Below are 12298 nucleotides of genomic sequence, written 5' to 3' on the forward strand. Positions count from 1 at the left end.
CCATGGGCCGGTTCAAGGCGTGGCTGGGCGCCCGCATCTGGGATCAGTGGTGTCATCGCGGGCCGTTCGCGGCGGCGATGTATCCGCTGTCGCTGGCCTATGCCGGAGCGGTGGAGTGGAATCGCCATCGGCTGGAGCAGGCCCGGCGGGGCATCACGATCCCGGCCAAGGCCGTGATCGTGGTCGGCAACCTGACGGTGGGTGGCAGCGGCAAGACCCCGATGACCATCTGGCTGGCGAAACGGCTGGCGGATGCCGGGTATCGGCCGGGGATCGTCAGCCGGGGCTACGGCGGGCGCGGGGATGTCGCAGGGATTCGCGTGACCCCGCTTTCCGACCCCGTGGTGGTCGGGGACGAGCCCCTGCTGATCGCACAGCGCACCGGGGTTCCGGTACAGGTCGACCGCGATCGCGTGCGCGGGGCTCAGGCGCTGACCGACCAGGGCGTGGATGTGGTGATCGCGGACGACGGGATGCAGCATCACCGTCTGCCGCGTGACATTACTATCCTGATGATCGACGGCAAGCGCCGGCTGGGCAACGGTCTGTGCCTGCCCTCCGGGCCGTTGCGCGAGCCGAAGACCGCACGGGAGCGGGCGGACTTTGTGCTGGTGACCAGTGGCGAGCCTGGCCCCGGCGAGTTTGCGATGGAGCTGGTGCCGTCCAGTCGCCTGCAGCGCGTGGATGGCCAGGGCGAGGGCTACAAGCCGCACCGCTTTGCCCGTCGCGATGCCCATGCGATTGCCGGCATCGCCGACCCGGAGCGTTTCTTTCGCATGCTCGAGGCGGCCCATATCGACATCATCCGCCACCCGTTTCCGGATCATCACCGCTTTCGTTCGCACCAGATCCGCTTCGGTGACGGGTTGCCGGTTCTGATGACCGAGAAGGATGCCGTAAAATGCCGGGCGTTCGCGCAGGAGAATCACTGGTACTGGCCGATTGCGGCCCGCGTGCCGTCCGCCTTCGAGTCGGCTTTGCTGGCCCGTCTGGAGACGGTCGCCCGAATCAAGAAGACGCTGATCTGACCGCGTCGCAACTACTATTGGGGTATTACATGGACAAGCGTCTGCTCGATATTCTCGTCTGCCCGGTGACCAAGGGCCCGCTCAAGTACGACCGCGAGAACCAGGAACTGATCTCCGTCTCCGCCGGTCTTGCCTATCCGATCCGCGATGAGATCCCGGTGATGCTGGAGGACGAGGCCCGCGCGCTGTCGGACGAGGAAAAGGAACGCTGGCGCGAGGCCTGAGGGTTCCATGGCCGCCTTCCACGTCGTGATCCCGGCCCGGATGGCCTCCAGCCGCCTGCCGGGCAAGCCGCTGGCAGCCGTCGCCGGGCGCCCCCTGATCGCCCATGTGATCGCCCGGGCGAAGGAGAGCCGGGCCTCGCGGGTGATCGTCGCGGCGGACGACGAGCTTATCCTCGATGTCGCGCGCCAGTGCGGGGTCGAGGCGTTTGCCACCGAGGCGGATCTGCCCTCCGGTACCGACCGCATCGCGGCAGTGGCGGCCGCCGAGGGCTGGGGCGACGAGTCCATCGTGGTCAATCTGCAGGGTGACGAGCCGCTGACTCCGGGACCGCTGCTGGATGACCTGGCCCGCCTGCTGGCTGACACCCCGGACGCGGACATGGCGACCTTCGGCGTTCCGATCGTCCGCCCAGAAGACCTTGCCGACCCGAATCAGGTGAAGCTGGTCACCGATGCGTCAGGGCGCGCCCTGTATTTCTCGCGTGCCCCGATCCCCTGGGATCGCGAGGCCCATCGGGAAGGCCGTGCCCCGGCGCTGGATCAGGCGACCCGGCATCTCGGCGTCTATGCCTACCGTGCCGGCTTTTTGCGCCGAATGAGTGCGGAGGCACCCGCTGCACTCGAGCAGCTCGAGCAACTCGAGCAACTGCGGGCCCTGGCCATGGGTGCCTGGATCCAGGTCGGCCGTCGCGGCGAGGCGCATCCGCCGGGTGTCGATACCCCGGAGGACCTCGACCGGGTAGATGCCCTGCTGTCGGGGCGGGCGCGTGTCTGACCACGGATTCTCCGGGTTTCCGCAGACTTGGGGCGCCGCTCCTGCTACCATCGTTGATTGATTCTGAAACCCCCGGCACCAAGCGCCGGGGCGACCCCGGAGCACGCAGAGACCACCATGCTGCAAGCAATTCGCGACCGGGCGAGCGGCTGGCTCGCCTATGTGATTATCGGCCTGATTACCATCCCCTTTGCTGTCTGGGGGCTCGGGGAATATTTCGGTGGCTCCGGCCCGCTCGTCGCGGCCGAGGTCAACGGGACCGATATTCAGGTACGTGACGTGCACAACGAGGCGCGTGCACAGCGGGACCAGATGGCCCGCATGTTCGGTGGCCAGATCCCGGATGACCTGCTCGACGAGGAGGGCATCCGCATGCAGGCGCTGGAGACCCTGATTCGCCAGGAACTGCTGCGCCAGGCAGCCGATTCGGCGGGCTTCAAGGCCGCAGGGGACAGCATCTTGCGCGAGATTCGCGGGATGCCGGTGTTCCAGGAAGGTGGCCAGTTCAGTCGCGAGCGCTATGCCCAGTTGCTCAATGCCCAGCGCCTGAGCCCGTCGGACTTCGAGCGCGACATCGGCCGGTCGATCATCCTGTCGCAGCTCCAGGGTGGCATCCAGGCCACCGGCTTCCCGGCCGATGCAGTGGTGGACGACTTCAGCCGCTTGCGCAACCAGACGCGTGTGGCCAGCTGGCGCCTCTTCCCGGTCGATGACTTCGACCAGCCGGACGTGGTCGACGACGAGGCGATCGAGGCCTATTACGAGGCCAACCAGGACGATTTCACCACCGAAGAGCGCGTGCGCATCGCCTACCTGCAGCTCGACCCCGAGTCCCTGGAAGACGCGGTGGATGTGTCCGAGGACGATATTCGCCAGCACTACGAGGTGAACCGCAGCCGCTACGAAGAACCGGAGCTGCGTGCGGTGCGCCAGATCCGGATTCAAGACACCGGCGAGGAAGGCGAGGCGAAGATCAACGAATTGCGCGATCGCCTGGACGACGGCGAGGACTTTTCCGAGCTGGCCGAAGCGTATTCCGAGGACAGCCTCAGTGCCGACCGAGGCGGCAGCCTTGGCGAGATCGCCCGGGGCGACCTGGATCGCACGCTCGAGACCATCATCTTTACACTGCCCGAGGGGCTGATCAGCCGCCCGGTGCGTACCGACCGGGGCTGGTTCATCCTCGAGGTGACCTCGATTCAGGAGGCCCGCCCGCAACCGTTCGAGGACGTGCGGGACGAGGTTGAACGCGATCTGCGCGACCGCAGCGCCGAACAGATGCAGATCGACGCCCTGGATGACCTGATGGGACAGGCCGCCGAATATCCGGACAGCCTGGAGCCGGCCGCCGAGGCGACCCGTCTGGAGATCCAGACCAGCGACTGGTTTACCCGCGGCTCCGGCGACGGTATCGCTCAGCACCGTTCGATCCGCAATGCGGCCTTCGATCCCCGCGTGCTGGAGGATGGTCACAACAGCGAGGCGATCGACCTGCAGGATGGTTCGACCATCGTGCTGCGCATCGAGGAGCACGAGCCGTCCGAGGTCCGTCCGCTGGCCGAGGTCGAGGACGAGATCCGCGAGCGTCTGCGGCGGGAGGCGGCCGCCGATGCCGCCCGCGAAGCGGGTGAGGAGCTGATCGCACGGCTGCGCGACGCCGACGACTGGGCGGATGCCATCGAGGACGACGACGCCTGGCAGATGGAGCGCGAGGTGCGCCGGGATTCGCCGGTAGATGGCGATAACGGCGTGCCCGGTGGCTTGCAGCAGCACCTGTTCCGCCTGTCGGCTCCGGGCGAGGACGCCGTCGAGATCAGCGGCACGAGGCTGGGGAGTGGCGACTTTGCCGTCGCGATCCTGCATGAAGTCCGGCTGGACGAGCAGGAGGCGGACGAGGCGATGCGCCAGCAGGCCCGCGAGCTGATGCGCAATGCCTATGCCAGCGCCGAGTTCCGCGCCTATCTGGCCTGGCTGGAGTCCGAGGCGGATATCAAGCGTTATCCGGAGAACCTGGACTAGTCGCGCCCAGCGGGCGGTTCACCGGAACCGCCGAACGTAAAAAGGCCCGGTCCGCGAAAGCGGGCCGGGCCTTTTTCGTGGGTCGCGTACCCCGCCAGCCGGCCGGGGCGGGAGCTTAACTGTCCTTGTCGAGTCCGATCTCGGCGGCGCCCAGGCCGACGGTGTTGTAGCCCGAGTCGACGTACATCACCTCGCCGGTGATGCCGGAGGCCAGGTCGGAGCAGAGGAAGGCCCCGGCATTGCCGACCTGCTCGGTGGTCACGTTGCGGCGCAGCGGCGCGTTCGCCTCGACGTGGTCGAGGATGCGCTTGAATTCGCCGATGCCCGAGGCGGCCAGCGTGCGGATCGGGCCGGCGGAGATCGCATTCACGCGCGTGGTTTCCGGGCCCAGGGTGTAGGCGAGATAGCGGACATTGGCCTCGAGGCTGGCCTTGGCCAGGCCCATCACGTTGTAGTTGGGCATGGAGCGTTCGGCGCCGAGGTAGCTCAGGGTCAGGATGGAGGCGTCGCGGTCCTTCATCATGCCGCGTCCGGCCTTGGCCAGGGCCGCGAGGCTGTAGGAGCTGACGTCGTGGGCGATGCGGAAGCCGTCGCGGGTCATGTTGTCGAGGAAGTCGCCGTCCAGTTGCTCCTTCGGGGCGAAGGCGACCGAGTGCACCAGGATATCGACGCCGTCCCAGTAGTCGTCCAGGCGCTCGAAGACCTGTTCGATCTCGCGGTCGTCCTCGACGTTGCAGGGCACGAGGATGTCGGAGTCGAAATCGGCGACCAGTTTCTCCACGCGGTCACGCAGCCGCTCGTTCTGATAGGTGAACGCGAGCTCGGCGCCCTCGCGATGCATGGCCGACGCAATGCCGTAGGCGATGGAGCGGTTACTGGCTACGCCGACAATCAGCGCGCGCTTGCCCTTCAGAAAACCCATGTGAATCTCCTTGAATCTGGTTCGTGCCGGCGCCCTTGAAAAGGACCGCCCCGTGGCGGCCGGACCGGGCGGGAACCCAGTGCCGACGCGACTGTCTCGGGATCATACCGATGTGCCGCGGGTCGGGCCAGCAAGAATGGGACAACGCCGGTGAGACCGGCTGACGGGATTGCTATAGTGCGCGAAGTGCGGTCTGCATCGTTTGTCCCTGGGGGAGTGCGGACGTCGGTGCCACTCAAGAGCGGAGGCCTTGTGAGTCGTCATTTTGGTTGGATTGTCACCCTGATCGTGCTGGGCATCCTGCTGTTGCTGGTCATGGTGCAGGTGGATCGCCAGTGGCAGCGCATGGCCGCCATGCAGAACATGATGAGCGAGCAGGCGCGCGACCTGCGCGCTCTCCGCCGCAGTCTGCAGAGCCTGGAATCGGATCTGGCCGAGGGACGTTTTACGACCGGCGACGGCGAACGCGCACCGCGGGTTACGGAAGTGCCCTCGGCATTCGAGCGGGCGGCCGAGGTGGCGGGGCGCGAGGATTACGCGGAGGGCGACTGGCTGGTGCAGGCCTTCGGTACCGGGCTGGCGACGATCACGCCCTACGTCTCAAGCGACGCCTATGCCTCCGAGGTCCAGAACTACGTTCTGGAGTCGCTGGTGCAACGCCATCCGGAGACACTGGAATGGCAGGGCCTGCTGGCCGCGTCCTGGGACTTTGATGAATCCGGTCAGGAGCTGACCTTCCAGCTGCGCTCGGGCCTGCAGTTCTCCGACGGAGAGCCGCTGACTGCCGAGGATGTGGAGTTCACCTTCAACTTCCTGATGACCGATGCAATTGCGGTGCCGCGCGCGCGGGCGTTTCTGGAGAAGGTCGAGAAGGTGGAAGCGGTGGACGAGCGCACCGTCGTATTCACCTTCGAGGAACCGTACTTCGACGCCCTGCGAGTCGCCGGTGGCCTGGATGTCCTGCCGAAGCATTTCTACCAGCGCTATCTTGACGAGCCCGAGACCTTCAACGAGTCGCGCGGGATCCTGCTGGGTTCCGGCCCCTACCGGCTCGAGGACCCGACCGGCTGGACGCCGGATGCCGGGCGGATCGAACTGGAGCGCAATCCGCGCTACTGGGGGCCGGTGGAGCCCTCGTTCGACCGGCTCGTCTGGCGCGTGATCCAGAATGACTCGGCGCGCCTGACGACCTTTCGCAACCGCGATATCGATGTCTACGGCGCCCGGCCGCGCGAATATGCCCGGTTGCGTGATGACGAGGCCCTGCGCGAGCGGGCGGATACCCATGAGTACATGAGCCCCACCGCCGGGTATTCCTACATCGGCTGGAACCAGAAGCGCAATGGCGAGCCGACCCGCTTTGCCGATCCCCGTGTGCGCCGGGCGATGAGCTATCTGACGGATGTCGATCGCCTGATCGAGCAGGTGATGCTGGGGTATGCCGAGCGCGCGATCAGCCCGTTCAGCCCGCGCAGTGACCAGCACAACCCCGACCTCGAGCACATCCCCTTTGACGTCGATCGCGCGCTGGAGCTGCTGGCCGAGGCCGGCTACTCCGAGAAGAACCGCGACGGGGTGCTGGTCAACGAGGAGGGTGAGCCGTTCTCGTTCGACCTCGTGTACTTCCAGGACAACGAGGACACCCGCCGCATCGCCTTGTTCCTGCGCGATCTGTACGCGCGCGCAGGGGTCCATATGCGGCCGCAGCCGACCGAGTGGTCGGTGATGCTGGAGAAGCTCAGCCGCCAGGACTTCGATGCCATTACCCTGGGCTGGACCAGCGGCGTGGAGGTGGATATCTACCAGATGTTCCACTCCAGTCAGACGGTCTCAGGTGGTGACAACTTCATCAACTACGAAAACCCCGAGCTGGATGCCGTGATCGAGGCCGCGCGCGGCGAGGTGGACGAGGACGCGCGCATGGAACACTGGCGCGAGGCCGAGCGGATTCTGGTGGAGGATCAGCCGTATACCTTCCTGATGCGGCGCCAGACCCTCGCCTTCATCGACCGACGCATCCAGAACCTGGAGCAGACGGCGCTCGGCCTGAACCTCGGGTTTGTGCCGGTGGAGATCTACGTCCCGTTCGACCAGCAGCGGTACGGGCAGTAGCCGCATGCCAACCGGGGCCGGAGTGCCAGAGAACCCGTGCACGCCATGCTGACCTACATCCTGCGCCGCCTGATGCTGATGGTGCCGACGCTGTTCGGCATCACGATCGTGGTCTTTGCCGTGATGGCGGCCGCGCCCGGTGGCATCAGCGCGCTGACCCTGATCGAGGGGCAGGGCCTGGAGCCGCAGGCGCAAAAGGCGATGGAGGAGTACTACAACCGCCTCTATGGCCTGGACCAGCCACCGCCGGTGCAGTACGGGCGCTGGTTGAACAACATCTCGCCGGTCGGCTTTGCCCAGGATGAGGACGGCTCGCTGACCGGCTGGCCCAAGCTGAAGGCCCCCAATCTCGGGACCAGCTTTCGCTTTGGCCGGCCGGTGTCCGACCTGATTGCCGAACGTCTGCCGATCACCCTGCTGTTGAATGTGCTGTCGATACCACTGATCTACATCGTGGCGGTGGCTGTCGGGGTGCGGGCGGCCACCCAGCAGGGACAGGCCTTCGATTCCCAGTCCGGGGTGGTGCTGCTGGCCCTGTGGTCGGTGCCCACGATGCTGGCGGGCGTTCTGCTGATCGGTTTCTTCGCCTCCGATCAGTTCTGGCAATGGTTCCCGACCGGGGGGTTGAGCCAGCGTGCGGCGCTGGACATGACCTTCCTGCCAACGGTGGAGGTGGCCTGGGCCATACCGCTGCTGCTGGTGCTGCCGTTTCTGGGGGCGGCGCTCGGCATTTATCTGGCGCGCTACCTGCCGGCGCTGATCCGGGGCGGGCTCGGTGCGGCTGTCGGGGCCTTCTGCGGTTGGCTGATGTTCAGTGACCTGGCGCCTGCGGGCTGGATCAGCACGACGGTTGCCATGGCGATCGGTGTGGTGCTGGGCTGGCTGATGGCGCACAGTGACTGGGGCGTGCTGCGTGGCTTCTACCTGGGCACGGTGGGCCTGGCCGCGGGGTTCGCGATAGCGCTGGGCCTGGCGCCGGGCAGCATGGTCCCGGGTTTCCTGCTCGATCGCGCCTGGCACCTGGTGCTGCCGGTGCTGTGCCTGTCCTATGGGGGGCTCGCCTTCCTGGCCAAACTCTCGCGTTCGTCGGTGCTGGAAAACCTGAACTCGGACTACGCCCGCACCGCGCGTGCCAAGGGCGTGCCCGAGCACGAGGTGCTGTGGCGGCATGTGTTCCGCAACAGTCTGTTACCGCTGATCACCGTCTCGGCCACCCTGCTGCCGTCGCTGCTGGCCGGCTCGGTGATCGTGGAGGCAATCTTCTCGATCGACGGGATGGGCAAGCTCGCGGTGGAGGCGGTGCAGACCCGCGACCGTGAACTGGTGCTGTCGATCACCCTGATCTCCGGCGTGCTGACCCTGGTTGGCTATCTACTGGCGGACCTGGCCTATGCCATTGTCGACCCGCGGGTGAGCTATGACTGAGTCGGTGCAGCAGGTCGAGGGCCGTCGCAGCCGCTCCTGGGCACGCCGCGTGGTCGGAGAGGTACTGCTGCGCTGGGGGGCGCGGCTGGGGATCGGCTGGATCGCGCTGCTGACGCTGGTCGCGATCCTGGCGCCCGTGCTGGCCAGCTCGCACCCGCTGCTGGTACAGACGGCGGACGGCTGGTCCATGCCGTTTCTGCGCTACCTGACCGCGGCGGATGTCACGCTGTTCGGGATGCTGGTACTGGCGGGCGTGTTCTGGCTGTTGCCCGGCCGGCCCTGGCGGCGCTTTGTGCTCTGGGGGGTGCTGAGTGCGATTCTGGGGGCGGTCGCCTGGCAGACGGTCTCGCCCCCCTCGCTGGTGATCTACGAGCAGTACCGCGAGGCCGAGGCGCAGGGCGAATACCAGACCGTGATCCGAGCGCCGATCCCGTATTCGCCGCGCGACTACCTGCGGGATTACGCGGACACCGGGCTCGAGGCCCCGCGCGAGGCCCCCGATCGCGTGCACTGGTTCGGTACCGACGACAATGGCGCGGATGCCCTTTCGCGCATGATCCATGCCTCGCGCATCGCCCTGTCCATCGGCTTCATCGCCACCGGGATCGCACTGGGGATCGGGGTGATCCTGGGCGGGTTGATGGGCTATTTCTCGGGAATCGTGGACATCATCGGCATGCGCCTGGTGGAGATCTTCGAGGCCATCCCGACGCTGTTCCTGCTGCTGACCTTTGTCGCCTTCTTCGGGCGATCGCTGTACCTGATGATGCTGATCATCGGCCTGACGTCGTGGTCCGGCTATGCGCGCTATGTGCGCGCGGAGTTCCTGCGCCTGCGCCAGCAGGACTTCGTGCAGGGGGCGATCGCCTCCGGGCTGTCGCTGCCCTCGATCCTGTTCCGCCATATGCTGCCGAACGGGATCGCGCCGATCCTGGTGGCGGCCAGCTTTGGCGTGGCCTCCGCGATCCTCGCCGAGGCCACGCTGTCGTTCCTGGGCCTGGGGCTGGTGGACGAGCCCTCCTGGGGGCAGATGCTGAACCAGGCGGTGCAGAGCTCGACCTTCAATTGGTGGATGGCGGCCTTCCCGGGGGGCGCGATCTTCCTGACCGTGTTTGCCTACAACCTGATTGGCGAGGCCCTGCGCGATGCGGTGGATCCGCACTCGCGCTCGGCTGCCAAGGCGGCCAGCCATGCCGCGCCGGCCCGCCCGGCCGCCTCGGGCGCCACCAGCGGGGGGGTGCGCTAGGCCATGCTCGAGGTACGCAACCTCCGCATTCGGCATCGCGACAGCGAGGCACCGCTGGTCGAGGACATCAGCTTCTCGATCCGCGCGGGCGAGCTGTTCGCGCTGGTGGGCGAGTCGGGGTCCGGCAAGTCGATCACCGCGCTGGCGATCATGCGGCTGCTGGATGGGGGCTTCGAGCCTTCCACGGGGGAGGTCTGGCTGGCCGGCCACGGCACTCGTCAGGAACTGCTGGGCCTGCCGGACCGCGTGATGCAGCAGGTCCGTGGGGACCGGGTAGGCATGATCTTCCAGGAGCCGATGACTTCGCTGAATCCGGTGCTGACCGTGGGCGACCAGATCGACGAGGTCCTGCGCCTGCACCGTCCGCAGATGACCCCGGCCGAGCGCGAGGCGCGGGTGCTTGAAGTGCTGCGCGAGGTCCAGCTTCCGAACCCGGAACAGCGGCGTCACGACTATCCGCACAAGCTCTCCGGGGGTCAACGTCAGCGCGTGATGATCGCGATGGCGCTGGTGGCGGAGCCGGATCTGCTGATTGCCGACGAGCCGACCACCGCGCTGGACGTGACCATCCAGGCCGAGATCCTGAAGCTGATCGATCAGCTTCGCGAAAAGAACGGGATGGCCGTGCTGCTGATCACCCACGACTTCGGCGTGGTGGCCTCGGTGGCGGATCGCGTGGCGGTCATGCACAAGGGCCGGCTGGTGGAACAGGGCGAGTGCCACCCGCTGCTGCGCGATCCACAGGATGCTTACACACGCAAGCTGATCGGGGCCCTGCCGGAGAACCTGCCGGCCTTGCCCTCCGTGCCGGGGGCCGGGCGCGAGACGCTGCTGGACGTGCACGATTTGCAGGTGCACTTCCCCGTGCTCAAGGGCCTGATGCGCCGCCAGGTGGATGTCGTGCGTGCAGTGGACGGCGTGTCGTTTCAGCTCGAAAACGGCGAGGTGCTGGCCGTCGTGGGGGAGTCCGGCTGCGGCAAGACCACACTGGGCCGCGCCATCCTGCGCCTGATCGAACCCACCGGCGGCGAGATCCGCTATCGCGACCAGCCGCTGACCGGGATGCCGCGCAAGCCTTTGCGGCGGCTGCGCCGTCATTTGCAGGTGGTATTCCAGGACCCGGCCTCGTCGCTGAACCCACGCCTGAATGTGATGACCCTGCTGACCGAACCGATGGCCGTCCACGGGATCGGCGAGGATCAGGAAGATCGCATCGAACGTGCCCGGGCGACCCTGGACCAGGTCGCGCTGCCGCCGGATACGCTGTGGCGCTATCCGCACGAGTTCTCGGGCGGTCAGCGTCAGCGTATCGGCATCGCCCGGGCCCTGGTGCTGGATCCGGACGTGATCATTTGCGACGAGGTGACCAGCGCGCTGGATGTCTCGGTGCAGGCGGAGGTCCTGCAGATCCTCGGACGGCTGCGGGTCGAGCGCCGCCTGGCGCTGATCTTTATCACCCACGACATGGGGGTGGTCGAGTATTTCTCCGATCGCATGCTGGTGATGCACGATGGCCGCATGGAGGAGATCGGCAACACCGCCGAGGTGCTGGCCAATCCGCGTGCCGATTACACCCGGCACCTGCTGGAGGCCGTCCCCCGGGTCTCGCGCTACGTGCAGTAACCTGCGCCGCGTCGGAGGGTGTTTAACTCGCCTCGTGGGTGCCGAAGGCGCGGGCGCGCAGGGTGTTGTCCAGCAGCATTGCCACGGTCATCGGTCCGACCCCGCCGGGCACCGGCGTAATCCAGGCGGCCTTCTCGGCGGCCGCGTCGAACTCCACATCACCGCACAGGGTGCCGTCCTCGCGACGGTTGATGCCGATGTCGATCACCGTGGCGCCGGGCTTGACCCAGTCACCCTTGACCAGGCCCGGCTTGCCGGCCGCCGCGATCAGGATGTCGGACTGGCGCGCGATGCCGGCGGTATCCGGTGTGAAGCGGTGGCAGATGGTCGGGGTGGCCCCGGCCAGCAGGAGTTCCAGGGCCATCGGGCGGCCCACAATATTGGAGGCGCCGATCACGCAGGCGGTGCGGCCCTTGAACGGTTCGTCCAGGTGGCGCAGTAGCTGGATCACGCCCCAGGGGGTGCAGGGGCGCAGGCGCGGGATCCGGGCGACGAGCCGGCCGACGTTGTAGGGGTGGAACCCGTCGACGTCCTTGGCGGGCGATATGCGCTCGATCACCGTCTCCGGATCGATATGGCTGGGCAGGGGGAGCTGCACCAGGATGCCGTCGATGGTGCGGTCGGCATTGAGCTGGTCGATCAGGGCCAGCAGGTCCGTCTGCGGTGTGCCCGAGGGCAGATCATAGGAATGCGAGACCACCCCCACCTGCTCGCAGGCCTTGCGCTTGTTGCGCACATAGACCTGGGAGGCGGGATCGGAGCCGACCAGCACCACGGCCAGGCCCGGCGGACGCAGGTCGCGGGCGGTCATGGATTCGATCTCGGTGGCGATGCGGGCGCGATGGGTCTGGGCAATCGCGCGGCCGTCGATGAGCTGGGCGGTCATGGGAGGCTCTGTCTCGGAAACTGGCCGCGATCATCCCA

10 protein-coding genes are annotated in these 12298 nt (G+C 67.0%); 8 read left to right on the top strand and 2 right to left on the bottom strand.

Annotation, left to right across the window (positions count from 1 at the left end; all coding sequences use genetic code 11):
- The first annotated feature begins 2 nt into the window (after window positions 1-2).
- From lpxK to F467_RS0105300, 4 genes are all read left to right on the top strand, one after another.
- A complete protein-coding gene (gene lpxK / locus F467_RS0105285) occupies window positions 3-1028 on the top strand; it encodes a tetraacyldisaccharide 4'-kinase (RefSeq protein ID WP_018138763.1) in 1026 nt (341 codons plus the stop codon).
- Window positions 1029-1057: 29 nt separating this feature from the next.
- Window positions 1058-1252, top strand: a complete 195-nt coding sequence (locus tag F467_RS0105290) for a Trm112 family protein (RefSeq protein WP_018138762.1) — start codon at window positions 1058-1060, stop codon at window positions 1250-1252.
- A gap of 7 nt (window positions 1253-1259) precedes the next feature.
- A complete protein-coding gene (kdsB, locus tag F467_RS0105295; RefSeq protein ID WP_018138761.1) occupies window positions 1260-2027 on the top strand; it encodes a 3-deoxy-manno-octulosonate cytidylyltransferase in 768 nt (255 codons plus the stop codon).
- Between the two features lie 117 nt (window positions 2028-2144).
- Window positions 2145-4046, top strand: a complete 1902-nt coding sequence (locus F467_RS0105300; RefSeq protein ID WP_018138760.1) for a SurA N-terminal domain-containing protein — start codon at window positions 2145-2147, stop codon at window positions 4044-4046.
- Window positions 4047-4161: 115 nt separating this feature from the next.
- Here the strand turns inward: F467_RS0105300 and F467_RS0105305 are convergent, their stop codons facing one another.
- A complete protein-coding gene (locus tag F467_RS0105305) occupies window positions 4162-4968 on the bottom strand; it encodes an enoyl-ACP reductase (protein WP_018138759.1) in 807 nt (268 codons plus the stop codon).
- Between the two features lie 252 nt (window positions 4969-5220).
- Between F467_RS0105305 and F467_RS0105310 the strand changes: the two genes are divergently transcribed.
- The 4 genes from F467_RS0105310 to F467_RS0105325 are packed head-to-tail and all read left to right on the top strand — an operon-like array spanning window position 5221 to window position 11374.
- Window positions 5221-7080, top strand: coding sequence for a peptide-binding protein (locus F467_RS0105310; RefSeq protein WP_018138758.1), 1860 nt, complete (start codon window positions 5221-5223; stop codon window positions 7078-7080).
- A 45-nt stretch (window positions 7081-7125) separates the two neighbouring features.
- On the top strand, window positions 7126-8505 hold the full coding sequence (locus F467_RS0105315) for an ABC transporter permease (RefSeq protein WP_018138757.1): 1380 nt from the start codon (window positions 7126-7128) through the stop codon (window positions 8503-8505).
- Entirely contained in the window at window positions 8498-9751 is a 1254-nt protein-coding gene (locus tag F467_RS0105320; protein WP_018138756.1) for an ABC transporter permease, read from the top strand. The genes F467_RS0105315 and F467_RS0105320 overlap by 8 nt, the downstream gene beginning before the upstream one ends.
- Before the next feature lie 3 nt (window positions 9752-9754).
- Window positions 9755-11374: an ABC transporter ATP-binding protein gene (locus tag F467_RS0105325; RefSeq protein ID WP_018138755.1), complete on the top strand. Its 1620-nt coding sequence runs from the start codon at window positions 9755-9757 to the stop codon at window positions 11372-11374.
- A gap of 22 nt (window positions 11375-11396) precedes the next feature.
- Here F467_RS0105325 and folD read toward each other — a convergent pair whose 3' ends face one another.
- Window positions 11397-12260, bottom strand: coding sequence for a bifunctional methylenetetrahydrofolate dehydrogenase/methenyltetrahydrofolate cyclohydrolase FolD (gene folD / locus F467_RS0105330; protein WP_017925872.1), 864 nt, complete (start codon window positions 12258-12260; stop codon window positions 11397-11399).
- Window positions 12261-12298 lie beyond the last annotated feature (38 nt).

This window comes from Thioalkalivibrio sp. ALJ12, from assembly GCF_000378305.1.
Lineage (GTDB): Bacteria > Pseudomonadota > Gammaproteobacteria > Ectothiorhodospirales > Ectothiorhodospiraceae > Thioalkalivibrio.